38 protein-coding genes are annotated in these 21,211 nt (G+C 32.8%); 30 read left to right on the forward strand and 8 right to left on the reverse strand.

All coding sequences use genetic code 11. From position 1 onward, the window contains the following. Positions 1 to 24: 24 nt before the first annotated feature. The 4 genes from ACOMCU_RS00880 to ACOMCU_RS00895 all read right to left on the reverse strand — a co-directional run bounded on the left by ACOMCU_RS00880 (position 25) and on the right by ACOMCU_RS00895 (position 1,442). Entirely contained in the window at positions 25 to 261 is a 237-nt protein-coding gene (locus ACOMCU_RS00880) for a hypothetical protein (RefSeq protein ID WP_421049085.1), read from the reverse strand. Positions 262 to 384: 123 nt separating this feature from the next. Then, on the reverse strand, positions 385 to 717 hold the full coding sequence (locus tag ACOMCU_RS00885; protein WP_421049086.1) for a hypothetical protein: 333 nt from the start codon (positions 715 to 717) through the stop codon (positions 385 to 387). An 18-nt stretch (positions 718 to 735) separates the two neighbouring features. Continuing rightward, the gene (locus ACOMCU_RS00890; RefSeq protein WP_421049087.1) at positions 736 to 1,017 is read right to left on the reverse strand and encodes a hypothetical protein; all 282 of its coding nucleotides are present in this window, start codon (positions 1,015 to 1,017) and stop codon (positions 736 to 738) included. A gap of 11 nt (positions 1,018 to 1,028) precedes the next feature. Next, entirely contained in the window at positions 1,029 to 1,442 is a 414-nt protein-coding gene (locus tag ACOMCU_RS00895) for a hypothetical protein (protein ID WP_421049088.1), read from the reverse strand. Positions 1,443 to 1,654: 212 nt separating this feature from the next. Here ACOMCU_RS00895 and ACOMCU_RS00900 point away from each other — a divergent pair, with 212 nt between their 5' ends. The 5 genes from ACOMCU_RS00900 to ACOMCU_RS00920 all read left to right on the forward strand — a co-directional run bounded on the left by ACOMCU_RS00900 (position 1,655) and on the right by ACOMCU_RS00920 (position 6,089). Continuing rightward, positions 1,655 to 2,503 carry a hypothetical protein gene (locus ACOMCU_RS00900; protein WP_421049089.1) on the forward strand — a complete coding sequence of 283 codons (849 nt, stop codon included), beginning with the start codon at positions 1,655 to 1,657 and terminating at the stop codon, positions 2,501 to 2,503. Between the two features lie 464 nt (positions 2,504 to 2,967). Further along, positions 2,968 to 3,594 (forward strand): hypothetical protein, encoded by a 627-nt coding sequence (locus ACOMCU_RS00905; RefSeq protein WP_421049090.1) that lies wholly within the window; start codon positions 2,968 to 2,970, stop codon positions 3,592 to 3,594. A 39-nt stretch (positions 3,595 to 3,633) separates the two neighbouring features. Beyond that, positions 3,634 to 4,380 (forward strand): GIY-YIG nuclease family protein, encoded by a 747-nt coding sequence (locus tag ACOMCU_RS00910; RefSeq protein ID WP_421049091.1) that lies wholly within the window; start codon positions 3,634 to 3,636, stop codon positions 4,378 to 4,380. Positions 4,381 to 4,811: 431 nt separating this feature from the next. Further along, positions 4,812 to 5,063: a hypothetical protein gene (locus tag ACOMCU_RS00915; protein WP_421049092.1), complete on the forward strand. Its 252-nt coding sequence runs from the start codon at positions 4,812 to 4,814 to the stop codon at positions 5,061 to 5,063. A gap of 30 nt (positions 5,064 to 5,093) precedes the next feature. Continuing rightward, positions 5,094 to 6,089, forward strand: a complete 996-nt coding sequence (locus tag ACOMCU_RS00920; protein ID WP_421049093.1) for a hypothetical protein — start codon at positions 5,094 to 5,096, stop codon at positions 6,087 to 6,089. Between the two features lie 215 nt (positions 6,090 to 6,304). On the opposite strand, the gene ACOMCU_RS00925 is transcribed toward ACOMCU_RS00920, so the two are convergent. Genes ACOMCU_RS00925 through ACOMCU_RS00935 form a run of 3 tightly spaced genes read right to left on the reverse strand, consistent with a single transcriptional unit; the run spans position 6,305 to position 7,445 of the window. Then, positions 6,305 to 6,598 carry a DUF7352 domain-containing protein gene (locus ACOMCU_RS00925; RefSeq protein ID WP_421049094.1) on the reverse strand — a complete coding sequence of 98 codons (294 nt, stop codon included), beginning with the start codon at positions 6,596 to 6,598 and terminating at the stop codon, positions 6,305 to 6,307. Continuing rightward, the gene (locus tag ACOMCU_RS00930; RefSeq protein ID WP_421049095.1) at positions 6,591 to 6,962 is read right to left on the reverse strand and encodes a helix-turn-helix domain-containing protein; all 372 of its coding nucleotides are present in this window, start codon (positions 6,960 to 6,962) and stop codon (positions 6,591 to 6,593) included. The genes ACOMCU_RS00925 and ACOMCU_RS00930 overlap by 8 nt, the downstream gene beginning before the upstream one ends. A gap of 33 nt (positions 6,963 to 6,995) precedes the next feature. Further along, positions 6,996 to 7,445: a hypothetical protein gene (locus ACOMCU_RS00935; protein ID WP_421049096.1), complete on the reverse strand. Its 450-nt coding sequence runs from the start codon at positions 7,443 to 7,445 to the stop codon at positions 6,996 to 6,998. Between the two features lie 252 nt (positions 7,446 to 7,697). Here ACOMCU_RS00935 and ACOMCU_RS00940 point away from each other — a divergent pair, with 252 nt between their 5' ends. The 25 genes from ACOMCU_RS00940 (at position 7,698) to ACOMCU_RS01060 (ending at position 20,727) form a co-directional block, all read left to right on the forward strand. Beyond that, entirely contained in the window at positions 7,698 to 8,279 is a 582-nt protein-coding gene (locus ACOMCU_RS00940; protein WP_421049097.1) for a hypothetical protein, read from the forward strand. 524 nt (positions 8,280 to 8,803) lie between these two features. Beyond that, positions 8,804 to 9,646 (forward strand): S-layer homology domain-containing protein, encoded by an 843-nt coding sequence (locus tag ACOMCU_RS00945; RefSeq protein ID WP_421049098.1) that lies wholly within the window; start codon positions 8,804 to 8,806, stop codon positions 9,644 to 9,646. A 436-nt stretch (positions 9,647 to 10,082) separates the two neighbouring features. Beyond that, complete coding sequence (locus ACOMCU_RS00950; protein ID WP_421049099.1) at positions 10,083 to 10,331, forward strand: hypothetical protein; 249 nt, start codon at positions 10,083 to 10,085, stop codon at positions 10,329 to 10,331. Between the two features lie 166 nt (positions 10,332 to 10,497). Beyond that, positions 10,498 to 10,725 (forward strand): hypothetical protein, encoded by a 228-nt coding sequence (locus ACOMCU_RS00955; protein WP_421049100.1) that lies wholly within the window; start codon positions 10,498 to 10,500, stop codon positions 10,723 to 10,725. Positions 10,726 to 10,755: 30 nt separating this feature from the next. Then, positions 10,756 to 10,956 carry a hypothetical protein gene (locus tag ACOMCU_RS00960; RefSeq protein ID WP_421049101.1) on the forward strand — a complete coding sequence of 67 codons (201 nt, stop codon included), beginning with the start codon at positions 10,756 to 10,758 and terminating at the stop codon, positions 10,954 to 10,956. Between the two features lie 21 nt (positions 10,957 to 10,977). Beyond that, complete coding sequence (locus ACOMCU_RS00965; protein WP_421049102.1) at positions 10,978 to 11,139, forward strand: hypothetical protein; 162 nt, start codon at positions 10,978 to 10,980, stop codon at positions 11,137 to 11,139. A 24-nt stretch (positions 11,140 to 11,163) separates the two neighbouring features. Next, the gene (locus tag ACOMCU_RS00970) at positions 11,164 to 11,331 is read left to right on the forward strand and encodes a hypothetical protein (RefSeq protein WP_197224843.1); all 168 of its coding nucleotides are present in this window, start codon (positions 11,164 to 11,166) and stop codon (positions 11,329 to 11,331) included. A 206-nt stretch (positions 11,332 to 11,537) separates the two neighbouring features. After that, the gene (locus tag ACOMCU_RS00975; RefSeq protein WP_421049103.1) at positions 11,538 to 11,672 is read left to right on the forward strand and encodes a hypothetical protein; all 135 of its coding nucleotides are present in this window, start codon (positions 11,538 to 11,540) and stop codon (positions 11,670 to 11,672) included. A gap of 52 nt (positions 11,673 to 11,724) precedes the next feature. Further along, the gene (locus ACOMCU_RS00980) at positions 11,725 to 12,324 is read left to right on the forward strand and encodes a hypothetical protein (RefSeq protein ID WP_421049104.1); all 600 of its coding nucleotides are present in this window, start codon (positions 11,725 to 11,727) and stop codon (positions 12,322 to 12,324) included. A gap of 111 nt (positions 12,325 to 12,435) precedes the next feature. After that, positions 12,436 to 12,591: a hypothetical protein gene (locus ACOMCU_RS00985; RefSeq protein WP_421049105.1), complete on the forward strand. Its 156-nt coding sequence runs from the start codon at positions 12,436 to 12,438 to the stop codon at positions 12,589 to 12,591. Positions 12,592 to 13,032: 441 nt separating this feature from the next. Continuing rightward, complete coding sequence (locus tag ACOMCU_RS00990) at positions 13,033 to 13,158, forward strand: hypothetical protein (protein ID WP_421049106.1); 126 nt, start codon at positions 13,033 to 13,035, stop codon at positions 13,156 to 13,158. Between the two features lie 395 nt (positions 13,159 to 13,553). Continuing rightward, the gene (locus tag ACOMCU_RS00995; protein WP_421049107.1) at positions 13,554 to 14,162 is read left to right on the forward strand and encodes a hypothetical protein; all 609 of its coding nucleotides are present in this window, start codon (positions 13,554 to 13,556) and stop codon (positions 14,160 to 14,162) included. Further along, positions 14,156 to 14,818, forward strand: a complete 663-nt coding sequence (locus ACOMCU_RS01000; RefSeq protein ID WP_421049108.1) for a hypothetical protein — start codon at positions 14,156 to 14,158, stop codon at positions 14,816 to 14,818. Before ACOMCU_RS00995 ends, ACOMCU_RS01000 begins: the two co-directional genes overlap by 7 nt. Before the next feature lie 2 nt (positions 14,819 to 14,820). After that, complete coding sequence (locus ACOMCU_RS01005; protein ID WP_421049109.1) at positions 14,821 to 15,369, forward strand: hypothetical protein; 549 nt, start codon at positions 14,821 to 14,823, stop codon at positions 15,367 to 15,369. A gap of 19 nt (positions 15,370 to 15,388) precedes the next feature. Next, on the forward strand, positions 15,389 to 15,916 hold the full coding sequence (locus ACOMCU_RS01010) for a hypothetical protein (RefSeq protein ID WP_421049110.1): 528 nt from the start codon (positions 15,389 to 15,391) through the stop codon (positions 15,914 to 15,916). Positions 15,917 to 16,043: 127 nt separating this feature from the next. After that, positions 16,044 to 16,256, forward strand: a complete 213-nt coding sequence (locus ACOMCU_RS01015; RefSeq protein WP_197224837.1) for a hypothetical protein — start codon at positions 16,044 to 16,046, stop codon at positions 16,254 to 16,256. A gap of 27 nt (positions 16,257 to 16,283) precedes the next feature. Beyond that, positions 16,284 to 16,502, forward strand: coding sequence for a hypothetical protein (locus ACOMCU_RS01020; RefSeq protein WP_421049111.1), 219 nt, complete (start codon positions 16,284 to 16,286; stop codon positions 16,500 to 16,502). An 8-nt stretch (positions 16,503 to 16,510) separates the two neighbouring features. Further along, on the forward strand, positions 16,511 to 16,960 hold the full coding sequence (locus ACOMCU_RS01025) for a hypothetical protein (RefSeq protein WP_421049112.1): 450 nt from the start codon (positions 16,511 to 16,513) through the stop codon (positions 16,958 to 16,960). Positions 16,961 to 17,191: 231 nt separating this feature from the next. After that, the gene (locus ACOMCU_RS01030; RefSeq protein ID WP_421049113.1) at positions 17,192 to 17,515 is read left to right on the forward strand and encodes a hypothetical protein; all 324 of its coding nucleotides are present in this window, start codon (positions 17,192 to 17,194) and stop codon (positions 17,513 to 17,515) included. Positions 17,516 to 17,686: 171 nt separating this feature from the next. Further along, a complete protein-coding gene (locus tag ACOMCU_RS01035) occupies positions 17,687 to 18,109 on the forward strand; it encodes a hypothetical protein (RefSeq protein ID WP_421049114.1) in 423 nt (140 codons plus the stop codon). Positions 18,110 to 18,128: 19 nt separating this feature from the next. Then, on the forward strand, positions 18,129 to 18,785 hold the full coding sequence (locus ACOMCU_RS01040) for a hypothetical protein (RefSeq protein WP_421049115.1): 657 nt from the start codon (positions 18,129 to 18,131) through the stop codon (positions 18,783 to 18,785). A 20-nt stretch (positions 18,786 to 18,805) separates the two neighbouring features. Beyond that, positions 18,806 to 19,051: a hypothetical protein gene (locus tag ACOMCU_RS01045; RefSeq protein ID WP_421049116.1), complete on the forward strand. Its 246-nt coding sequence runs from the start codon at positions 18,806 to 18,808 to the stop codon at positions 19,049 to 19,051. Between the two features lie 52 nt (positions 19,052 to 19,103). After that, the gene (locus ACOMCU_RS01050; RefSeq protein WP_421049117.1) at positions 19,104 to 19,514 is read left to right on the forward strand and encodes a helix-turn-helix domain-containing protein; all 411 of its coding nucleotides are present in this window, start codon (positions 19,104 to 19,106) and stop codon (positions 19,512 to 19,514) included. A 13-nt stretch (positions 19,515 to 19,527) separates the two neighbouring features. After that, positions 19,528 to 19,938, forward strand: coding sequence for a hypothetical protein (locus ACOMCU_RS01055; protein WP_421049118.1), 411 nt, complete (start codon positions 19,528 to 19,530; stop codon positions 19,936 to 19,938). A gap of 120 nt (positions 19,939 to 20,058) precedes the next feature. Next, complete coding sequence (locus ACOMCU_RS01060) at positions 20,059 to 20,727, forward strand: Bax inhibitor-1 family protein (protein ID WP_421049119.1); 669 nt, start codon at positions 20,059 to 20,061, stop codon at positions 20,725 to 20,727. Positions 20,728 to 20,839: 112 nt separating this feature from the next. On the opposite strand, the gene ACOMCU_RS01065 is transcribed toward ACOMCU_RS01060, so the two are convergent. Then, the gene (locus ACOMCU_RS01065; RefSeq protein WP_421049120.1) at positions 20,840 to 21,112 is read right to left on the reverse strand and encodes a hypothetical protein; all 273 of its coding nucleotides are present in this window, start codon (positions 21,110 to 21,112) and stop codon (positions 20,840 to 20,842) included. Between the last annotated feature and the right edge of the window lie 99 nt (positions 21,113 to 21,211).

The following is a 21,211-nucleotide window of genomic DNA, read 5'->3' on the forward strand; positions in this document are numbered from 1 at the left end:
TATTATTATATGAAGGCATTGTATTTATTCAGTTACTAATTCCCATTCGTTAGCGTCTATCATGTCAATTTTGAAGTACATAGGCGTATCATCATTCATCAGTTCAATGATGACTAATTTTCCTCGATCTTCGATGGGGCAGTGTGTAGGATCATGATACGTTTTTTTCATCGGGTAAAGCGTATACTCTCCGCCAAATGCAAAAAGGTTGTCGCCAATATAATTAATTTTTTGACCTTCTTGTAAGGTTGAAAAGTCCAAATAACTTACCTCCTTTACTTCTTTATTTCGAGCGTGCTTTAGCTTTTAAGAAGCTTTTTAATTTACGTTTCACATAATCAGGTGCAGGATTGAGTGGGACTAATTTAACTTCATTTTGTTCATTCAAATATGCTTCTGATTAGAATTGACAAATTGATTGAAATGAATGACGATTTTTTCGGCATCCTCGTATAATTTATGCATTAATTCGGTTACTGGAATAAGTTTATTTTCATGAAATAATGCATTTAACTCAACTAGCCCTTTAGATGTTAGGTTTAAAACATTTTCGTTAGATTCAATCAATCCTGCTTCTTCATATATGATTAATCGATTATTATCAATAATTGCTTGCCACTTAGGATGAATCGTATAAGATGTTATTCCTTTTTGTACATTTTCATAAAGAGCTTTGATAATGATACCTGTATTGATCTCATTCTCTGTTAAGTCCACTGATACCACCGTCCTTTTTCAATATTGTTTTCGTTCGTTAGTTGCCTTTACAATGGCTTCAGATATATCAGATTGCATTTTCTTCAATAGAGCCTTTGCTTCATCTATGTTTAGATTGTCTATATCGACATCTAAATTAGCGGAAGCAACTTCAACTGTTGATTTATAAGTATCGTGAGCTAATACCATTCCTACGGATACAGCAACAGGTGAGGGCTTAGTACGACAACCGCAATTGTAATAACTAGGGGAATGTTCCTTTATTGGTCCTTTGCAGTAAGCACATTTAGCTTTAGCCATCTAAAACACTCCTAATCTCGATCAACAGTAAAATAGAAGCCTTCTTCGGAAAGCTGCTTGATTCGTTCAAGACTTGAAATCAATGAACGATTATCTTCCTCTATTTCACCTATTGTTTTATTTTCAAAAAGATATTCTATGTCGCCAGCAACTATAATTCGAGGGTTGCTATGCTTTTTTAATAACTCAATTGCCTTTGATGCAGCTGCCGCTACTAACTCAGGCTGAATTAAATCGTTTATTTTATGTGGTTCATTATAGATGTAGTCACATATCGGCAATAGGATATTGTGATGTGCTAATAGCGAATATAATTGACCGCTACTTTGATACGCATAGCCGTAAGAATCGCCATCAAGATAATTGATTTCTCCTGAAAAAGGATCAATGTTATATTCTTTAAAATGATTCCAATCCCTACCCATTTAACACCTCCTAAAAATTACTATACTTCATTATACGCTTACTATAAAGTTGTTGTCAATTATATTTGACAATTACAAAAAGGGGAATATCTTAAAAAGCTTTTCTACATATAATCATTCAGCACGTTTCTATTAATAGGGGCTCTTTTGTTATGAAGAAAACTTTTCCTACATAAAGTATTTTAGATTTTATAAAATAGGAGGCTTTCGTTATGACAGCTAGTTTTAATTTGGACAGTAGATTTTTTATGGAAAAATATGATTTTGTTCATATAAGTTTAGAAGTTGGTGGCAGCAATTCATTTTATCCACGTGTACCTGAATATCGTTCTTCACAAGAGGACAGCTTTACAAAACGTGTATGCGTTGCTCGTGATTTAGAAGGGGCTTTGACTGCGATTCCAGGAGGCTCATCTGGCTTAGGTGTTTATTTGGCGGATAACTCAAATGTATTGAAAGTATGCGGCATTAGTTGTGAAAAGTTAGGGATTACACCAGCAGACATCATTTTGGATACAACGTTGTACGAAAAGGATATGGTTGAAGATGCTAACTTGACAAAAGAGTGTTGGATTACTAAATCATTTGTTGTGCCTGATGAAGATATTTATCATATTACAATTGGTTATTGGAATGAAGCAGAATTTGATTTAGTGCCAGCCGTTGTCCGACATTTAGCAAACGAAAAATACGGAGGAGACTTATCTGAAGCGTGGGATGAACTGTATGATGGAAAAATGCCATCAATTCAAGTAATCGAAAATGTTTATTTCAGCTTAATTGGTCACTGTTCTGAAAATCTATTTATTGTAAATGAAGATGATATTGTTAAATGGTCCGAGGGATTGCAAAAATGCGAAGCAATTAAAAGTTTCTATGTAGAGGATTTTAGCTTTGACATTATGCATACCACTATACCATATCAAAAATTAGTAACAATCCAAATGAAGCAGCAAGAGGAATTGAATGTCACAATGCCTGCCGCTTACGAAAAGCAGATTGTACAGCTCGCTTTGAAGTTTGGAACAATACATTTCAAATCAGAAGGGGTAGACAGATGATTAAAACGATGATTTCAAATGGAATGTTTGCTGGGGTTGGCGTTATGATTGCGATGTTTATTTTAATAGGTTTTACATCAATTTAGATGATGAATGAGCAGTGTCTTTTAGGATACTGCTTCTTTTTTTAGGTTCAAAGGAATATCCTATCTAGCTCATGTGTATATTGAAAAAGATATAAAGGAAGGGTGTTTTTAAAAATGGGACAATCTATTGTTATCATTGTTAATTTATCAGCTTATTTCATATGTTTTGTATGCATTATATTCGTTACAGCTGCCTTAATCTTAATTGTTAATGCATTGAGAGAGAAGGTAAATTTATTGAAATATTGCAATCGATTACCTTCTAAAGAACATATTCGAATTTGGTCATTTGTGTTCTTCGTAGGTGCAACTATTACTTATGTAATATATGTATTTTTTGGTTTATTCATATAAAAATGATAAGGGAGAATGAATATTATGTTAATGACAAAAGAGGCATTAAAGGAGAATCATGCATCTTATATAAAGGGGTTTAACGAAGCACAAGACACTATTGAGACAGCTGTTGGAATATGTACAATTGCTACAATTATTATTCTAGTCGTAGCAGTATTGGTATCGATCCTAAAACATACTACTACTCATGTCATGATTGGCATAGGAATAGTAACGGTTATATGGATGGGCTTTGGTTTGCTTATTATAGCTACAGGCATAAACGAAAAAAAAGATGGTTTAGACGTAGAGTATAAAATTAATACGATCATGCCTTATCTATTTAAAAATGAGGAAACGGCTGATACGCTAAAACGCTTTGATAAGGTAAATATACAGATTGATCAAAATGAGTTATTAAACACTGGCATTATTAAAGGGCAGGTAGTCGTTGACGATAATGGTAAAGAGGTTATTTATCCATTTAAGCAAATTACGTTAGGTGTGACATCGGGTACTGCATCGTATTTAGAAGTTAATATGATGGATGTAGAGTTAAATGAGGACTATCCAAAAGGAAAAGTTTTTAATGTTCTTTATTTGAACGAAATAGATTATACGACATTAATGAACTTGTTTGGTGAAATTCCAATTCGAATAGAAAAATAAATGTTTGCAAGTAAACAATAAGAAAGTGGGAGTGTGAAGATGACGAATTATTGGTTTTATCGATTGAAGGAAGTAACTGATTCAGAATGTGCTTATGATGGCGTTGAAAATGTAGAGCAGGATGTATTTGTGGCAGTTGATCGGGAAGCAGCAAAGCAACATTTAAAAGCAATGTTTCCTGACTTACCGTTTAGGAAACCTAGAAATGCAGAAGCTGGTACACGATATTTATATTTAATAGAAAGTGATGAATATTGGTATAATCGTATTCATGGCAAAGTAACAGTAGATTGTTGCTGGTGTAGTAAAACGGTGACGATTATCGGTGAGCAAAATGTTCCACGCAATCGTCATGGTAGCTTTTGCACGAAAGATTGTCGAGATACTAGTGTCAAAAAAGATCGTCAAGAATTGATCAGTAAAGGTGATCATGTGGCAGTTGTTCAAAAAGAGGGCATTTTAGTAGGTTATGTGTATAGAATTACAAATAAACGTACTATAAAATGCTATGTAGGACAGACTGTACATGCTCCGTTGTTTAGATGGTGGCAGCATTTAAAAATTGATCAAAAGTTTGAACAAGCAGATGTATCAGAATTAGTATTCGAAGTATTAGAAGTCATTCACTATGATCCAAATACAGATAGTCAGTTTGAAAATGCGAAGGATAAGTTGAATAAACGTGAAGCGTATTACATTCGTTTATTCGATGCTGTAGAAGAAGGTTATAATGAGGTTCAACCAAAAGAAAACGAAATCACATTATTTAATTTTGAAACAGCTTAATTTTTAAGGCAATCATCATTCGATGGTTGCTTTTTTTATATTTTATTAGGCATATATTAGGCATTAATAGAATATAACAGAATATGATGAATTATAAAACAATAATTAAGGGAGAGAGTAAATATGCACAATTTTGATTTTGGTATTTTTCCAGTGTTGTTGAAATGTGTTTATAACTTAGATATTTTATTTTCTGAAAAAGCGACTATAAATGAACTTCCTGAAATTATTTTGAAACCAATATAGTAGACGAATTAAAGGGTGCAGTTTAAAGCATGATAAAAGCTGCTTTTATTTTGCCAGGATTTTAAAAAAGTAAGTTTTTTAACATGCTTTTTAATTCTTTCTTTATGAATCTATCAATGCCTACATAGGATATAAAATATCTTATAAAAAAAGGTGTCTATTGATAGACAAAGGAGGAATTTTAGATGGGAATAACGATTGCAGAAGTAGGTTTAACAAAAGCAGAGCAAGTTGAACTGTCATACATGCTGTTCCAGGGTTATACACATGTAAATACGACACGACTAGGAATCACAATTGTTTGGAAGGGAACGATTAGCCCTTCAGGAGAATTTATAAAGGAATGTAGTAAATTGCTGAATCTAGGCAAATATGCAGCGATCAAAGAAAACTATGAATTTGAACTTGTAGAAATCAGTTCAATTGTTGAGATCTAAAAAGAGATTTCATTAAAAAGGAGCGACAATATGAGCATGAGAGTATCTAAGATTATAAGAACACGAATAAGACGTGTATGTTGGGGATGTGGAAAACAATTTGAAAGAGGCTCACTTCTACGTTCGCAGATAGATGCAAGCAAAGGTCTAATTGGAAACTCCTATTGGTGTAAAGTATGTGATAAGACAATTGAAAGTGAGCAGAAGGATTCATTCGATAGGAACATTTTGTTTGCTAGTGTATGTAATTATGAAAGTTGGAAAGATAATTTAACAAAGTATAGCCGCACATATACTACAAAAGAAGATGATAAATTGATTAAATCCTCTACAGAAAGTAAAAAAGAAGTAGTAGCTACAAAAGAAGATGTTGAATTGATTAAATCCTCTACGGAAAGTGAAAAAGAAGTAGTAGCTACAAAAGAAGATGTTGAATTGATTAAATCCTCTACGGAAAGTGAAAAAGAAGTAGTAGCTACAAAAGAAGATGTTAAATTGGTTACATTTCCTACAGATAGTGAGGCGATTTCCTTACATAGTAATGGAGATTATATTGAAGAGTTTCTGAAATATTTCAAATCGTTTAACGTTGATACATTGCTAAACGATTTGAAGGAAATAAAACCAGACTATGAAAACAATCATAAGTTCCTTGACATTGCTGATGATTTAGAGGAATTTGAAGTAATTAAGGATCAGCTGTTGACCAATATTGAAAACTATGTTTTTGAACCAGTATTGAGAGAAGATGAAGATAATCGTTCTTTATATTTAATTTATTTGACAAATAAGCAGAAAAATCCATTAGAAAATCGACTAATCGGTGTTGCGGATAATATGGAACGCTTACAGTATTCAGTAAATGAATTATTAAATCAATATATCATTGGCAAAAACAGCGAAACTTATAACAAAAGGCGTTTTAATGATTTGAACTATTTAAACACAATACCATATTTATTTATTGATAAAACAACATTAAATCATTTTGAAACAGATGCCATTTATCTTTCGGAGGCAGAATGAAACATGAGTATATATCAATCTGTAGCGTTCAAGACGATACAGCAAAAATCGTAGTGAAAATTGAAGAAGCGAAAATAGAGCTGGTTTAAAGGACTAGAGATAGATGGGAAAACGAATCATTCGTATTATAAGTGATTCAATCACGTTTATATGTGCTTAAAAATTAAAACGAATAAAAAAACGTACAAGATCAATAACTGATCTTGTACGTTTTTTTATTCTATTTTTTCGTGAAATACATGAAGCATGAGGTCGCCATCCAGGAGCATGGCAGTGTTTAAATATTGGATGGTTTCTAAATCTAACGGTACAGATACGCCAGTAGGAATGACATGGAATTTATGCGTTTCCTTTTTCTGAGCTATGTTGCCGCTAGAATCTAATACAAGGGCAATATAAACAACAATATTTCCATGCTGTACCTGCATAGATAGAACTTTGCTGTTAAGTGGCAATTCAAATATATTTGATGAATGTGGTTCTAATGTATACTTGTGAACTTTAATCATGTGATTCCTCCAAAATCAGCTCTTTAAGCTGTTTTGATTTTCGATCCTTTAATTGGTAGACTTTGCTTCGTCCATCCTCATTTAAAGGGGTACGAGGCGTTACGATTAATTGAACATCTAAATTTAATGCTTCAGTCAGTCGTAGTAATGTTTGTAATTTTGGAACAGTTACGCCATTTTCCATGCGAGAGATAATTGATTGAATAACAGATGACTGTTCAGCCAGTGTGACCTGTGATACATTTAATACCTTTCGATAAGCGTAAATTTCAGCAATTAGTGCATTACTAATTGTAGATTCAGAAGTGGTAGATGGTTCGGGTATTAAAAAATCATTAAAATCTTGTGTAATATTTGATTTCATTGAATCAACCTCCTTGATGTTTTTTAAGATATATTAAGCTATAGAAAGTGTTTTATTTTCACATTGAATAGCTTCATACGTATGTGTTTGAATGTATCGTAGCTCTAGTACAATTGCCGATTTTTTTGTCATAACTGTTTCATATTCGTTTAATTTGCCATTTTTTATTGAATCTAATATGAAGCGAATATCATTTTCGAATTTTTCCGAATTAGCAGTCGCAAGATCCATGATGTCACAAATAGTCGGCACAACGCTTTTGCTCACCCACGTATTTTGTTCATTGATAGCCTCGATTGATGCTGTAAACGCTTCTACGTTTTCATTTTGATTAATGTTGTAAATTTGGCAGATACGATTGATTTGTACTGCAAATAATTCAACTAATAGCTCTCGGACCGTTTCGGTTGCTTCAGGCGTGAATTGATAATCGATCCAGCTTTCAAATTCTAAAACGTTCATATAGCGATTTAATTCATTCATTATTAATACTCCCTTTCAAAATATATCTAATGCAATATACACATTTGATTTTCTATTTATTCGTAATCATTGCAATTAATCCTGAATATAATCAAAAGTATTGAATAAGCATGGATGCTGAACAGCTAATTGTTTTGAAGGTAACAAATGATAAAATGGAGTGAATGGTTATGACAAAGGTAAATTGCAGTGAAAATCTTGATCACGTAGTACCAAAAATCAGTAAAGTTGCATAAGAGGGGGGATGACAGAATGTTGCATATTGAATGTATTGATTCAACGAACTCTAATACATTAGAAAATGGGAATTTATATTATGGTTTCCCTACAGGTGGCGGAGCATTATATGTAAGTCGCTTTCCGAGAGAAGGCTCTCATATGGGAGCTTTTCAACGTAGTCGATTTAACATTTTAACAGAAGAAGATTTTATTGCAAAGAAAGAAGCGTTAGAGGTTAAGCCTGTAGCGTTAGTAAGCAAACTGTTTAAGCAAGAAGTAGCTTTAGAAAAAGAAGGGATTATTAAAGAGATTATCGAGGCAGATCAAGTTATTGAGGAAGTTGTTGAAGAAGCAACAATTGAATTAGTTGAAAGATCAGATGTTAAGAAGAGAACATCTGATATAGAAAACGATCAAAAAGTCGAGGCAATTCAGGAAAGTGTTACTAAGGGAATAGATTTAATCGATGAAGAGATTTTATCATCTGAAATACCATTAGTAGAAGATGTTCAGGAGCAAATCGTTGAAACGAAGCTTCAGAAAAGTACAGTAGTAGAATCAAATAAGGAATCAGAAGAAGAACAATATAAACAATTAAGCATATTTGATTTTTGATAAAAAATTTATTAACAGAAGTATTTTATGAGTGTTATGCTTATAAAAACTTCTGTTTTTTTGTATACATAAAAACTTTTTAGGGTATCCGACATATTTTTTGTCAACAAAAGTTGACGATATTTATATAATAAAATATAGTAATATAAACACTTTAAATTAACAATATGTGAGAGAGGTGAATGAAAGCTTATAGAATTCTATGTATTAGCTAATACAGATGAAGAGGAAATCTTCTATGATATTGCAAAAGGGTAAGACGCTAATGCTTTAAATAGCGGCTGTTTCCTACCATCAAAGGATTTAGCAGAGCAGTATATTGAGGATCAATTGTGTTCTAGTTATATCCCTGTAAAAATTAATGTAGAAACGCTTTCTTTAACTGGTAATTTTGTATAGACACGTGAAGTTGTTTCACAATGGGGCAATTAACTCAACTCTAGTAGCCACATAAAATAATTTGAATTATTTCACATAGATTGATTTAGAGAAAAAATAGACTATAGAAATGAGGAATGTATAAAATGAAAAAAATATTTGCATCAACAGGATTGGCAGCAACATTATTATTAGCTTCAATCGCTGGTACTACAGCGGCATCGGCAGCAGAGCCAGCAGTTACATCAATAACAAATCAATCACAATTCACAACATTTGCTTCACTAGATGGTAAGGAAGGGCATTTCCAAACGATTCCCTTAAACGAAGATGATGTGGAAATTGCACCGCCAAATTATGCAGATGAAGATGATTATACTGATAAAGATGAAGCAGAATCATTATGGGTTCGTGAAGCTCCAAACTTCAAGGATATTTCAGGTCATTATGCTGAACGTCAAATTATCGCTCTTTACCAAATGGGGATTGTAAATGGGACAAACGAAACTACCTACGGTCCAAATAAGCAGTTAACAAGAGCACAATTTGCTTCAATGCTGATGAACACAATTGTTGAAGTTGAATCGGAGGTAAAAGATGCTCCTGGATTTAAGGATATTAACAATCATTGGGCAAAAGAAGATATTGTGCAGCTTTATAAATTGGGAGTTATCAATGGTAGTTCTCCAACAACATTTGAGCCAGATAAACCAATTACTCGTCAACAAGCAGCAGCAATGATGGAGCGTTATTTAATTGTAGTAGGTGTAGATATGGATGAATTCTCTAATACACTTCCTTTCAATGATAGCAACAAAATTAGCGAATATGCTCGTAGCGGTGTTAGCGTGTTAGCCAATATGGGTGTTGTGAGTGGTGATCCAAACGGCTACTTTAATCCATCGGATACTCTTACAAGAGGTCAAATGGCTAAGATATTATACGGTGTTATTGAGTATATGATTGTAGAAGAAGCTACAGCCCAATAATAAAAGACTATTCTTAATAAGTAGTGAAATCCACTGTATGAGAGTTATATTCTGCTAAATATTTTTTGAACAATTATGTTGAGCGTGTGCGTGTCTTATTGGAAGAAAGTCTAATAGTTCAACAATCAAAGTCCTGAACATTTCAGGGCTTTTTGTTTTTTTAAGTAGAATCGGAATACTTCCAGCAATTGTTACATAAAATCTAACAAATTATGATAAAAAAGGGGTTTTTATTAAACAAATTAAAAGGGGAAATGTGAAACTTTATTGATTGCGGAAAGATAATGACTTATTAGAAAGAGAAAGGTTGATATAAAATGGAATTGAGCCTATATCATGGAACGAACGTGAAAAATGAAGAGTTAAGAAATGATAATGTTTTCTTCTCAACATTAGAGATTTTGCAGCTGATTATGGAGAAGTTTCAGAGTATGAGGTGAATGTAGGAGAGGCATTTGATTCTACTTCTCAGGATCATATCGAGGACTTATTGCGTGCCATTGATCAGATGTATGATTCATATAATGAAGAATATGTGACAACCTTTGAGGAATACGAAGAGGCTTCAAACTACCTATCAGACACATGGGAAGTAATTGAAAATCATTTAAGTGCTATTTACCGATTAGGTTATGACAGTGCATTGATTATTGTAAGGAAGATAACATTGAGAAATTGCATATGATGAGTTTTGTTTCTTTTCACTTATTTAATCAGTTATATGAAGCGTTGGCATGGGAGTATCAATTTGATGAAGAAGATTATTGTGAGCCAGCATTTAACTAAGATGGCTATTCTGAATCGTCAAAATATATGGTAAGGTAAAAACAATAAGAAATGAGGCATTTGTAATGACGAGCTTAGCTTATGTGAAGGAACGAAGATGTATGCCTTTTTTAAAAAGAGGTATGCGTGTTGAAGTAGATGGAAAAATGGGTGTTGTGACATCAGGAAATAGCAGCGGCAATATCAATGTTCGATTTGATGGACAAAAGTATACTGAAAATTGTCATCCTCATTGGAGAACAAGATATTTCGATAAATTAGGCAATATAGTAGCAGATTATTATGAAAAATAATAAATGACGATATACAGGGGGCTGGAAAAAGTGATACCTAAATACGTAATGAAAGATGCAGAGCGATATGTGGAGACTGGCGATGAACAATATGCAAAGAAGATTAAAAAGTGGTTGGAGTTGAGTGGATATAGTTTTTCTCAAATTGAGGGTTCAGATTCAGTTATTAATCGTTTAAAAACGGTAACAGATATATCGAATCCAGAGTTAGAAAAAGCATTTGAGTATTAGCTGAAGAACAGGAGGATGAAAATGAAATTAGACGCATATGAGGACTATAAGGCAGACTTTATTGCTTTTCTAATAAAACAAGGGTTCAGTCGAGTAGAGGCTATTCGAGCATTTGATGATTATGAAGAGCAGGAAGAGTTAGAGTATCAAATGATGAAGAGTGATCAGGCGGTACGACACTAAGCTAATGGAATGAGGCACAATTACATGGATGAAACAAAATTATACATTATTGAAACAAAAAATGGAAAGTACATTTCGATGGGAAAGAATGAGCACGAAGCAAAAATTAACTTTACAATTACATTTCCTAACGAGAAAATTCGTACAATTGAAGAATCAGAAGATAAGGCGTTATGGCTTACACTTCTTTAAAGATAAGAGCTTGTCTATTAATTAGACAGGCTTTTATTTATTCAAAAGTGAATAGTTCAATGTTTATACGCATACAATCATAAATACCAAAATTAAATTGGAGTTTGTTTCACAAATTATTTCAACAGGATTTTTTTTTTGAGATGGATTCAGGAGTTATTTATTGTTGGTAAAAAAATTCATTATATTTTAGGAGGATGATCGATATGACGAAACGATCAATTATTTTTGTAAAATCTTTAGAACAGCATGGTGTATTTATGGGAGTAACTGATGAAGATGAATACGTGGTGCTATGTGACGGTAAATTTTATACTGTACACGAATCAGATGTAGCGTAAGCAGGATTTTATTTTGCGAGCAATCTAACATTTATTAAAGGAGTATATCACTATGAACAAGCAAGTAGAAAATGAGTTAGTGGCAAAGGATTCATATAAAATAACCGTACCTTCTCGAATAACTATTAATGTGTCTGAAACGGTATCGTTATTTAATACAAAACGCTTGCAGCTTGTAAAGGATCAAATAATCGATGCTAGAACGGAACAATTTATGTATATGGAAATTTATCGACTACGAAGTGTGGAAGAATGCTCGATTGATGATTTTTGGAAAGAACTTAATGAAAAAGCTCCAAAAGTCTTAGAGCATTTATTAATAGACTTTGAAGATGCTTCTGATTTGTATATACAACGCAACAATCTAATCTCATTTGTTGGAGAAACATATACAATCACTCGAACAGAAGTAGATGAAGCATTTGTGGCTTATGAAATTTCAGGTACATTAGATGGTTTGATTACAGCAAATTTTGATAATGAGGCATTTACAGGTGGCATTTATTATCAGAATCATCCATACGTGGAAGATGAAGATGGAAATGCTGAAGAGGTAGATGTGGATTGGTCTAATGTAGAAAATGATGATCTTTACGATGAAATTGCGAAGTATGCTGTTAGTGACTATAACGAAATTCATTTGGGGTTATAAGGGAGTGTTGAACATGGATTTTGTTAAAATTGATGAAACGTTAGAGGTAAAATTGGCAGTAATATTAATTACCTGGCATCAGGAGTAATCAATACTATTGTAGAGGTGCAGATGGATGACGGTAAATTCAATGGACATATCTATTATTACGATGGGGATGTAAACGATGATGGTAATTTATTGTGGGAAAAATTGGAAAATAAAGTTGTTAAAAATAAAATCATTGCAGAGCATAATAAGCTTGAGGCTTTACCAGCAACAGCTTAGGTATCTAAAAAAAACTAGAAAGGGTAGCTATATGCTGCTCTTTTTTTATGTTAGTGAGCCGATTAAGCAAGGATTTTACTGCATAGGTACATAGAATTTAAGCAATTAGGAGTTTGAATTCAAACATATAAAACAGGATTTTATTTTCTTATCGAGAGGATGTGTTAATCGTACTAAAAATTTGATGCAGACCGAGGTTGTTTAGCTCATTGGGTGAATTATAAAACAGAACAAACTGAAATTCATCCGTTTTTAGTGGATTTTAATGCAATTCAGGAGGGAAAGCATATGCCGTTCAATAAATGTAATGTTTTTTGATTATTGTTACACTCCAAACGTTTTAAGGAGTAGAGAGTTGGCGTATCAAATCTATAAAAACATTAAAAATGCAGTTTTAACAGATTTGCGAAATGTAGAAGTAGTTTAAGAGGGGGCATTAATATGAGTGGAGAAAATGTGACTAAAATTATAACAGCAGGCAAGCGTGTTGTCGTGATTGAAGAAATTGTAGAAAAGCTACAGTTTGCAACGGAATTGTTTGGCTTTATACATGAATATGAAAATTAAATCAATAATGTTGGCGGTTTATGTATTGCCTCCTTTACACATGAGGAAACGGATGATTATTTAACAGCTGTAGAATTAAAGGTGAATGTGCATCCTGATTCGAAAAACCTCAATTCATTATAAGTATTGGCTATAATGGCGATGAATACCTATATGAAGATGAATTTGTAAAGGCATTAGAAGTCTTTTTGAATAGTGTCGATGAATATGCAGATGAATTAGATAAGAAAATATAAATAACGCAAAGGTTTAACTATTATAGTTGAACCTTTTTTAATTTACATATAGTGTACAACAAATTTTAAGTTGAATATAGTTAAAAATAGTGTAAAATAGATGATGCATAGTAAGTAAAATATAATTTACAAATTTAATATGAAAGAGTGGTTGAGGAAATGATTAATATAGAAGATAGAACAGATCTTGCATATGCAATGGTGTTTGCTGAATTGGCACATAACGGTCAATATCGCACTTCAGTTAGTGGGAAAGGTGAGCCTTATTTCAATCATGTATTTCGTGTAGCAAAGGCATTATTGAAAAAAGGATTTTCATACACTTACGTAGTGACTGGTTTATTTCATGATATTTATGAAGATACAAAAATGACAAAGGAAAATATTCAACGAATTGTCGCAAATGATGAACTGGCTGAAATTATTCATCAATCCATTTTGCTTCTTACAAAATCGTCTGACATTAAAAAGCAAACATATGGGATGCATATGTATATCAAAAACATTAAAGAATCAACTATTACATCGGGTATTAATGAGCCGTATGAGATTTCGATTCCGTTGGCAACAAAGCTAGAAGATCGAATTGATAATTTAACATCAGCTTTGGATAATACATTGGCTTTTGCAGCAAAATACATTGCTGAAACAGAGAAATATTTTATCGGTATGGCGAAAGATACGATCTATGAAGCAGAATTAGCAGCTGCACTTGATAAATTAAAAATCCATTATAAAAAGATGACAGCGGAGACTCAAGTATGTTAGTGCCAATATTGTTGTCTGTTGCTTTAGGGATCACTGGATTGTTAGTTTTGCAGCATTATATTGATAAAAAACAAAAGGAAATCCGCCAGCTAGAGTTAGAACGAAGAGAATTGATCATTTTGGTGGAACGTATCCGATATTGTTGGTTCTCAAATGTTGGTTACGACATCGAGAACCCGCTCTTTTTACGCCTACATGAGATGTCACGATTCTTAAATGCTTTAAATGAGGCAGAATTGGCACGTATGACCGAGCTTTGTTATGGAGATATGATTTCTCTTAGAAAAATAGACAATGCTTCTAAGTCAGCAGCATTTACGAATTCAAGTGTAGCCTTAATTGAATTGCTAGGAATTGTCATGGATAACCTAGATGGACACAAACGGATTTGCATCGAAAATAGCAGCTCAGAAATAGTTGAAGAACTTCATGTAGTAAAAGGGTTAAATGCAAAAAAAGTAAATGAATTAAATTTTTTTAATAATATTTCGGATTCTCAATCATTAAAGATGTCTGAAATAGCCTTTGTTGAAATTATAAAGCAATCTGAATTAACAGGTGTGGAGAATAAAGAACCTCGCACTTTTAGTGAATCAATCGAAAAATATGAAAGCGGTGATTTGAAATGCAAGGAACGATCTTATTTGGAGGACTAGCATTGTACGCCTTATGTTATATAGGTTTAATGTATAAAGCTCATAAAAACAGTATGGGGAAAAAATCCATCAGCCTTGTCGAGCGTAAGGAATTAGAATTATTAACCGTTGGTGCAAATACAAGTTATGCATTAGACGTACCTACTTATAGCATAGGTAAGGAATTGAATGGTGAAGAAATCCTAAAACGTCTTTTAATAGTTATAGATAATGCAAGAGGGCAAATTAAATTCGAACGCTCAGATGTGGTCTACAATGATTTACAGTTCGTCCTTGATTTTATGAAAGGATTAAACGAGGAATCGTTAGAAGATTTTGTGAATTTTTCAGCATTTCATGAATCAGTTGCAATCGCAACCATTAGTAATTCTATTAATAAAGGCGTATTCACACAAGACAATGCCATGCTTATCTACTTGTTAGTAGAAGTAAGTGACCAACTAAAAGAATCTCGTCTACGCTACATTGAAAGGCATAGTAAGGATATGGAAGAAGAATTGTCAATTTTGAAGAAAACGAAGGATTTGAATCAAAAAGTAATTCAATATTGAAATAGGAGGAAACACTATAATGACTATAATGGATTTTTTAATCGCTACATCACCATTTTTGCTTATTATTGGTGGAGCAGTATTTGGATTTATTTCGTATACCGTATCTGAAATAAAAGATAAAAAGAAGCTAGAATCTGATTCAGCAAAAAATCATGTAGATATTAGCCGCATTTTTTCAAGAATGATTACTTACTTATCACTTGTAGGCGAGCAGTCAGTTGAAATGAGAAATTTAAAGAGCAAAATAAAGAGATTAGATACATTTGTTCAAAAACTCAATAATGAAGAATTAAGTCGCTTTGAAGCTCAGTGTATGGATGAAATACCAGCTTTGTTAAAGATTCAAAAGACTATGCTTACACCAAAATTTAATGTTAAGAATGAAACATTGATGGAGTTGATAGAGTTTGTAATAGATAATTTAATTATTCATAGTAAAGAGTCTGAAAAATTGGCAAATATCGATTTAAAGGGTGAGCTAGAACAATTAAAAGGCATTAAGGCGAGACGTGAAAGTTTAATCGAGAATATAAATAAGTCATAAATTATTTGGAATGAAAAAGATGTTTGGTTGCGTATAGTGAAATGTGCTAACTAAGGAGATGTCTCAAAATATATTAATAAATCCCTTTGGTTAATACGAATTAATGAAAGGAAGGAGCTGATTAAATATGGAAGGTCTAACGGATAAGCAAGTGGTAGTCGTTGAAAAGTTAATTGAATTAGCCAATACAAAAGGTGAAGCTGTAACTCCAACGGAAGTTGGTATTGCATTAGAGTATGACTATGCTTCTGCTTCAGCGAAATGCATGAATGCTATTAATGCAGCAATTAAGCGAGGTTACATTAAGCGTGTCGGCAGGGGTAAATATGTAGCCGCCTAATCATTTAATAAAGGAGAGTGAATATATATGGTAGTAAAATCGAAATTTGATGGAAATAAAGGGGTGATTCGAACAGTAGCATTTTCATTGTATTTTTATCATATATCACTATCTTATTCACAAGTAAAATGGCATAAAGGAGAAGAATTTAAGGATAAGTGGATATGGAAAGGCGAATTAAAAGGAATACCAGCAGTCTTCATCGGTAAACTAGCAATACTTTATAAGAGAAATGATAGAAAGTAGGTATGAGAATGAAGAAAAGGTTGTTTAGTATAGTGGCTATAATTGTAATTACATTTTTCATTCTTTTAATCGCAATTGCAGCAATGATGCTTTTTAATGCAATATCCAGTTACGTAGCAAATGAAAAAGGCACATACCAAATGGTAAAAATCAATGAATTTGATATTGAGGAATTTAGTGATACTACTGTCGTTGAATTAATAGACAACCAATCGTCCAATCCAAAATATCAATATTTGCGTCATATGAAAGATGGTAGAAAGATTGGTAGCTTACCAGCGAATCGAACAATGATCCACGAAGATCTTGTAGATTATCGTGTAGAAGTTTATCAGAAGAAGCCTAATTTATGGTCTGATGCATACTTTGAATGGATAAGGGATTTAAAGTTATACAATTTCGAAGATGTTGAATACAAACTTTATGTGCCATTAAAAATGATAACAAGAGCCGAGTGATCGGTTCTTTTTTTTGTGGAATATAAAGGGTTGAATGTAATCGTTTCTAGTAAGCAGGTAGGGGATGATATTGTTCAATGAGTTGAATGGCTAAGTCATATATATGGCATTAAAATGGCATCGTTTTAAAAAGAGTTAAAATCTATCTAACTTATTTTTTAAATCCTTCGAATAATGATTTTATATCAGGGATAGTATGTTAATATTCTAAATCAAAGGAGTGGATGCAACGTGTTTAAAAAAGTACGTGCTTCCATCATAAATAGACGACTATATAACAATGAAGAGATACACAAATTAGCCAAAGACCGCTATATTAGAACAATTTGGATTGTTATAGACGAACGTGAAATTATTGATCCTGAAACAAAAGTATTATTTCAGCATCTTGATGAATTAATGTTAGATAATGCAAAAAGTATGAAGCGTTTACGTTATAAAGAGGATTGGACGTTTGTTGATGATGGTGTATTTTTTCATATTAGAGGGATAAAAGATCAAGAAGTTGATATTTTAGTAGAATTATTCATGGTAGTAAAAAATGAAATCGAATAGCGATACAGGGAGAGTGAGCATAAAACTGCTTGCTCTTTTTTATGTCAGTGAACTTTTTTTGTTGAATATAGTTAATTTGTAGTGAAATGGTGAATATAGTTTATGTTGAGTGTATATAGTAAATATAAGTATTTTTTATGGGATAAGAAGAGATTACTAGGAGGCATTTTAATGAAACAGCAAACTATTCAAGAAACGATCAAATCATTACATTACAGTTCGAAAGGTAGACCATCTTTCTTCAAGAGTGTAGCAAATTTAAAGATTGGTAGCCGAAAAAAAGTGCTGCAATCAATGAACAAATTCCTGGTTGAAATGGTTCAGTGTAAAAATATTCGGAAAGAGCTTGCTGAAACGAGTAACGATGAATTTAAAAATCTACAACGATTTGCTAACTGGATTATTGCTGATTACGAAAAAAATATGAAATATCGTGAATTAGATGAATTAGATTATCAGATTAATTGGTATGCATTGCGTATTCGTCATATTACGTATAAAAAAGTGCTTGATGTGACAATGGAGCAGCTACAGGCTCGCACAGAAGAAATGAAAAACATTATTCAACATTATCGTGGGCAATTACGCTACTAGGTTAAAGGAGAACTAAACAATGGACGTATTAATAGCTAAAATCGATTTCGAAAAACTATATTTCAGACCACATTCAATCAAACGAGCTGTAGAACGCTTAGGTATTGAAAAATCTAAAGTTGTACCGCACGTTAAAAGGCTGTTAAAAAGTGCTCAGTTTTTAAAATTTAGGGAGGATAAAAACAGCGTGGTCTTTCATCACAAACGTAGTAGTACATCCATTGTTTTATCTGATGACTTAAAGCGTGTTATTACAGTATATAAAAGTAAAGAAAAGGTGGGTGATAATATGTCAAAGGTTGAACATTCGGGAAAAGTGAGTGAAACAATTGAACAAAAAGAAGCTAATGCACCATTTTCTATCACAAATCATCATTTCATCGAGGCGATTATTGAAAAACGTCAGGCGATTGAGTTAGAAATTACGGAGCGTATGTATGCATTGAAAGCTAAGATCGGGCGTTTACAGGCAATGATGTTTGAGGCAAAGATTGCTCAATTACATGAAACGGTTGAATCTGAATTGGTTCGTTTAAAAGAAATTGAAGTAAATTCACATCTTCAAGTAAAAGAAATTAGATCTGAATTGAAAGCACTTGAAGAAGAGTTAAAGGCATTAAATGCTGTTGCGGAGCAATTAGTTGGTAAAGAAAAAGCTTATTTGAAAGCAATTTAGTTAAAGGGAGGGGATTTATTTTGGAATTTAAGCCTGGAATTTATCGAAACGAGCAACGCCAGTTGTTCAATATGATACAAGTTCTTTCTCACGTTGAATATGATGAAGAACAAGTTTTATTTGAAAAAGCCGATGGAGTAAAGGCATTGTTAAAATTTGAATCATTTGTTCAGCATGTTAAAGATGATGCACTTGTTTATCTTGAAAATCAAGAGCGTGCTTTTGAGTTGTTTCAAATGAATCGAAGTGCAGCCAAATTTATATAATCATTATATAAGAATGCTGGCATTAAAAAAAGAAAAGACAGGAGGGATTTAATTGAGTAAGGCAGTAGTAACACTTACAAAAATGGGTAAATTTTTACGCAAATTACGAATTGAAAAATCTGAATATATGCAGGACATGGCAAAAAGGCTAGGAGTTACAACTTCTTATATTTCAGCGGTTGAGCATGGGAAGCGAAAAATGCCGAAAGAATGGGTTCAGTTGATTGAATCATCTTATGAACTGACATCTAATGAAAAAATGGAGCTAACTCTGACATATATTGTTACAAACTTAACATCGAAAGAGTTAAGTGTGCTGGAATTGGCAGTTGCAGCTATTTCTAAATTAGAATCGCATACGAAAGAAGAATTAGAATACAAAACGATTATGGCTATTATTGGTAGGGAAACAATGAGCAATGATCAATTCCAAATGGATGCCTTAGTAAAGATAATGATGTAAGGAGTGTGTAATTGTGAATATATTTGTAGTTAAAGCATCAGATCCATTGAATGAATTAGAGTTGATGAAATACGGAAAGGTAATTGGCTACCCGATGATGGATCAGAACTATCGTTATTTGTTGATAGCTGAAAGTCCTCATGTATTAGATTCGGTTCTTATGTTGCCTGGTGTCATCTCAATCAATGAAGAGCATACCAATAAAGCCATACCTTATCAGATAGGCGATTTACTATATGCAATCACTACTGTATTAGGAATAGTTGAAGGTGCAGCTCATACAAATCCTGCAATGGATAAAGCGAAAGATGTTATTATGAGTTTGCTTCAACAAGGTTATGTAGAGAATACGGGAGAAAATAACCTCTATTTTAATCGTGGCTTATATGTTTGCAACCATACATCAGACAATAAAGCTTCTTGAGAAAAAACTTCTCAAGGAGCTCTTTTTTTCTTAAAAACAGGTGGTACATATGAATATTGCAGTATCTGTTGCATAGAGTACAAGATGAAAATTACAAAATAAAAAAGGAGTGTGGTGTTCGTGGGAGCAGCAAGAAGTATTAATTCAGGTAGGCTAGATAAAGCCGAGATTTCAGAAAATCATAAAAAGGTATTGAAGCATTTTTCATTCATGTGGGTGCTAACAGGTGCTGGTATTTATGTAGGTACGCTAGTGCCATCATTTGTCGCTTTGATAGCTGGTATTTTAGCTATTTTAATTTTAATATTGGCAGTTTTTGTAGAAGGCTTGCGTAGAAATCCAATCACATACCATTCAGTTCCTTTCCTTTTAGGGATAGGATTATGGTTTACGACAACGTTCTATATCGACAAGATGGGTACAGGAACGGTCCTTTCAATATTTATAGGAACAGTCGTACTATTTTTCCTATTAGGAGTGATCGGTCACTTTATGCGTGACATTTCAGGTTGGGGTAAATATTTGTTCTTTGCACTTATTGGTCTTATTCTATTTTCTATATTAGGTGTATTCATTGCTTCGAATTTGTTTGCAACGATTATGGCAGGTTTAGGTATTGTATTATTCTCTTTATATACAATTTATGATTTTAACGAGATGGCATACTATCCGATTTCAGACGAAGAAGCTCCAGCTGTTGCGTTGGGATTATATCTTGATTTCATTAATCTATTCTTAGACATTCTTCGTTTCGTATGGGGATTAATTTCATCTGATTTATTCGATTAATCATCAAAGCTCTTGTTCATTAAACAGGGGCTTTATTTTTATGGCTAAAAATGGGCAATAAAAAAGGGTATTCGTAAAGTAGTGAAATACCCTATTTCGTATTAAGCTTCATTTAAAAATAATATCCTTCTGTATTTACAATTATTTTTTTCTTTAGATTTGAAAACATTGAAAAAACGCTTACTATATCTTCTATATCTGTACTGTTTAAATGATAATGCCCACCGCAATATTTCTCGCCATCAGAACCATCATATATTAAATATAAATTCCAAAAAGGGTATTCCTCGCTATGCCTTGAAATATATCCATAAACGTCTCGCTCAGATGTATCATCTTTAAGAATACTATCAACAAATTCCATTAATTTCTGCTTTGTAGTCATCCATCCATCTCCTTTCCGCATAATATTTATCAATTATTTAGTGAAACATAATTTCATTCCGCTACTTATTACGAGTAGCTAAAAAAAAGCTCTATGAAA

This window comes from Lysinibacillus sp. UGB7 (genome assembly GCF_049058285.1).
GTDB classification, from domain to species: Bacteria; Bacillota; Bacilli; order Bacillales_A; family Planococcaceae; genus Lysinibacillus; species Lysinibacillus sphaericus_B.

Coding starts and splice junctions, on each gene's coding strand:
- ACOMCU_RS00905 (WP_421049090.1), top strand. CDS start 2,968: ATGTTAATGACAAAAGAGGCATTAAAGGAGAATCATGCATCTTATATA.
- ACOMCU_RS00890 (WP_421049087.1), bottom strand. CDS start 1,017: ATGGCTAAAGCTAAATGTGCTTACTGCAAAGGACCAATAAAGGAACAT.
- ACOMCU_RS00920 (WP_421049093.1), top strand. CDS start 5,094: ATGAGCATGAGAGTATCTAAGATTATAAGAACACGAATAAGACGTGTA.
- ACOMCU_RS01065 (WP_421049120.1), bottom strand. CDS start 21,112: ATGACTACAAAGCAGAAATTAATGGAATTTGTTGATAGTATTCTTAAA.
- ACOMCU_RS00945 (WP_421049098.1), top strand. CDS start 8,804: ATGAAAAAAATATTTGCATCAACAGGATTGGCAGCAACATTATTATTA.
- ACOMCU_RS01020 (WP_421049111.1), top strand. CDS start 16,284: ATGGTAGTAAAATCGAAATTTGATGGAAATAAAGGGGTGATTCGAACA.
- ACOMCU_RS01010 (WP_421049110.1), top strand. CDS start 15,389: ATGACTATAATGGATTTTTTAATCGCTACATCACCATTTTTGCTTATT.
- ACOMCU_RS00955 (WP_421049100.1), top strand. CDS start 10,498: ATGACGAGCTTAGCTTATGTGAAGGAACGAAGATGTATGCCTTTTTTA.
- ACOMCU_RS01000 (WP_421049108.1), top strand. CDS start 14,156: ATGTTAGTGCCAATATTGTTGTCTGTTGCTTTAGGGATCACTGGATTG.
- ACOMCU_RS00995 (WP_421049107.1), top strand. CDS start 13,554: ATGATTAATATAGAAGATAGAACAGATCTTGCATATGCAATGGTGTTT.
- ACOMCU_RS00895 (WP_421049088.1), bottom strand. CDS start 1,442: ATGGGTAGGGATTGGAATCATTTTAAAGAATATAACATTGATCCTTTT.
- ACOMCU_RS00915 (WP_421049092.1), top strand. CDS start 4,812: ATGGGAATAACGATTGCAGAAGTAGGTTTAACAAAAGCAGAGCAAGTT.
- ACOMCU_RS01035 (WP_421049114.1), top strand. CDS start 17,687: ATGAAACAGCAAACTATTCAAGAAACGATCAAATCATTACATTACAGT.
- ACOMCU_RS00975 (WP_421049103.1), top strand. CDS start 11,538: ATGACGAAACGATCAATTATTTTTGTAAAATCTTTAGAACAGCATGGT.
- ACOMCU_RS00970 (WP_197224843.1), top strand. CDS start 11,164: ATGGATGAAACAAAATTATACATTATTGAAACAAAAAATGGAAAGTAC.
- ACOMCU_RS00930 (WP_421049095.1), bottom strand. CDS start 6,962: ATGAAATCAAATATTACACAAGATTTTAATGATTTTTTAATACCCGAA.
- ACOMCU_RS01040 (WP_421049115.1), top strand. CDS start 18,129: ATGGACGTATTAATAGCTAAAATCGATTTCGAAAAACTATATTTCAGA.
- ACOMCU_RS00990 (WP_421049106.1), top strand. CDS start 13,033: ATGAGTGGAGAAAATGTGACTAAAATTATAACAGCAGGCAAGCGTGTT.
- ACOMCU_RS00940 (WP_421049097.1), top strand. CDS start 7,698: ATGTTGCATATTGAATGTATTGATTCAACGAACTCTAATACATTAGAA.
- ACOMCU_RS00980 (WP_421049104.1), top strand. CDS start 11,725: ATGAACAAGCAAGTAGAAAATGAGTTAGTGGCAAAGGATTCATATAAA.
- ACOMCU_RS00965 (WP_421049102.1), top strand. CDS start 10,978: ATGAAATTAGACGCATATGAGGACTATAAGGCAGACTTTATTGCTTTT.
- ACOMCU_RS01025 (WP_421049112.1), top strand. CDS start 16,511: ATGAAGAAAAGGTTGTTTAGTATAGTGGCTATAATTGTAATTACATTT.
- ACOMCU_RS00900 (WP_421049089.1), top strand. CDS start 1,655: ATGACAGCTAGTTTTAATTTGGACAGTAGATTTTTTATGGAAAAATAT.
- ACOMCU_RS00985 (WP_421049105.1), top strand. CDS start 12,436: ATGGATGACGGTAAATTCAATGGACATATCTATTATTACGATGGGGAT.
- ACOMCU_RS01015 (WP_197224837.1), top strand. CDS start 16,044: ATGGAAGGTCTAACGGATAAGCAAGTGGTAGTCGTTGAAAAGTTAATT.
- ACOMCU_RS00925 (WP_421049094.1), bottom strand. CDS start 6,598: ATGATTAAAGTTCACAAGTATACATTAGAACCACATTCATCAAATATA.
- ACOMCU_RS00910 (WP_421049091.1), top strand. CDS start 3,634: ATGACGAATTATTGGTTTTATCGATTGAAGGAAGTAACTGATTCAGAA.
- ACOMCU_RS00935 (WP_421049096.1), bottom strand. CDS start 7,445: ATGAATGAATTAAATCGCTATATGAACGTTTTAGAATTTGAAAGCTGG.